Annotated in this window: 2 protein-coding genes; one reads left to right on the forward strand and one right to left on the reverse strand. The window is 70.4% G+C overall.

Annotated features, from left to right (window positions below; translation table 11 throughout):
- Window positions 1-174: 174 nt before the first annotated feature.
- On the forward strand, window positions 175-663 hold the full coding sequence (locus BN4348_RS36885; RefSeq protein ID WP_066910505.1) for a MarR family winged helix-turn-helix transcriptional regulator: 489 nt from the start codon (window positions 175-177) through the stop codon (window positions 661-663).
- A 6-nt stretch (window positions 664-669) separates the two neighbouring features.
- On the opposite strand, the gene BN4348_RS36890 is transcribed toward BN4348_RS36885, so the two are convergent.
- Window positions 670-1,352 (reverse strand): class I SAM-dependent methyltransferase (locus BN4348_RS36890; protein WP_066910508.1); only part of this gene is annotated, 683 nt, incomplete at its 5' end.

Below are 1,352 nucleotides of genomic sequence, written 5' to 3' on the forward strand. Positions count from 1 at the left end.
GGCAGTGGAAACGCTGTTTTCCGGCCGCTTTGGGCCGACCCGACGGTAGCGCGCCAGACGGTGCTCGGGGGCGATAGTATTCGTAGGAAAGTATCTCGTCCCACGACCTTGCAGCGCTGTTACACTTCAAATTCTTTAGCCCGACGGCCCGAAAGACTCGGAAGAAAGGGCACGATGGCAACGGAAAACCCTACGGCAGCCGACGAGTCACTGGATGTGATCACCGACGCGCTGCTGACGGCCTCCCGTTTGCTGGTGGCGATCTCGGCCCGCTCCATCGGGCAGGTCGACGAAACCATCACGATTCCGCAGTTCCGGACCCTGGTGATCCTGTCCAACCGGGGCCCGGTCAACCTCGCCACGCTGGCCGGGCTGCTGGGTGTGCAGCCCTCGGCCACCGGCCGCATGGTCGACCGGCTCGTCGCCGCCGGTCTGATCGACCGGCTCCCGCACCCCACTTCCCGCCGCGAGCTGCTCGCCGCACTGACCAAGCGCGGGCGCGAGGTCGTCCGCCGGGTCACCGCGTACCGGCGCGCCGAGATCGCCGCCATCGTGGAGAAGATGCCGCCGCCCGAGCGCGGTGGCCTGGTGCGGGCTCTGACGGCGTTCACCGCCGCGGGCGGCGAGCCCGACGTCCACGTGGACGCCGACCTCGACTTGTAGCCGCCCTCAGAGCTTTTCGGCGGTGACGAGCAGGTACTCCCAGTGCATGGCGCCGTCGGCCAGGTGTTGGTATGCCAGTTCGACGAGTTGGGCGTCGAGCTCGGCGGCCAGGATCCGGTTGTGGCCGATGTTCGCGTACGCCTCGATCGTCGGGCCGTAGTGCTCCTTGAAGTAGCCGTGCACGGCCTCGGCGCTGCCGAACCGATCCACCCGCAGGTCACGCCGCAGCGTCGTGACGCGGCCGACCCGATCGCCCAGCAGGCCGGCGATGTAACCCTCGCGTCCCCACAGCGCCGCCGGGGCCACCGCCGGCGAGAGGCTCGGGCGGTACGGCCGCAGGGTGGCCAGCATCCGGCCGAAGAATCCTTCGGGGGTCCAGCTGATCACGCCGATGGTCCCGCCCGGCCGGCAGACCCGGATCAGCTCGTCGGCCGCGCGCCGGTGGTCCGGCGCGAACTGCACGCCGATCGCCGAGATCACCGCGTCGAACTCGCCATCGCCGAACGGCAGCGCGTGCGCGTTGGCTTCCCGGTAGTCGAGCAGCAGGCCCTGCGCGGCGGCCCGCGCCTGGGACCGCCGCAGCAACTCGGGGGTGAGGTCGGTGGAGACGACATCGGCGCCGGCCTTTGCGGCGGGCAGCGAGATGTTGCCGGACCCGGCGGCGACGTCGAGCACCCGGACGCCCGGCC

Origin of the sequence: Mycobacterium interjectum (assembly GCF_900078675.2) — a bacterium.
In the GTDB taxonomy this organism is placed as follows: domain Bacteria; phylum Actinomycetota; class Actinomycetes; order Mycobacteriales; family Mycobacteriaceae; genus Mycobacterium; species Mycobacterium interjectum.

Coding starts and splice junctions, on each gene's coding strand:
- BN4348_RS36885 (WP_066910505.1), top strand. CDS start 175: ATGGCAACGGAAAACCCTACGGCAGCCGACGAGTCACTGGATGTGATC.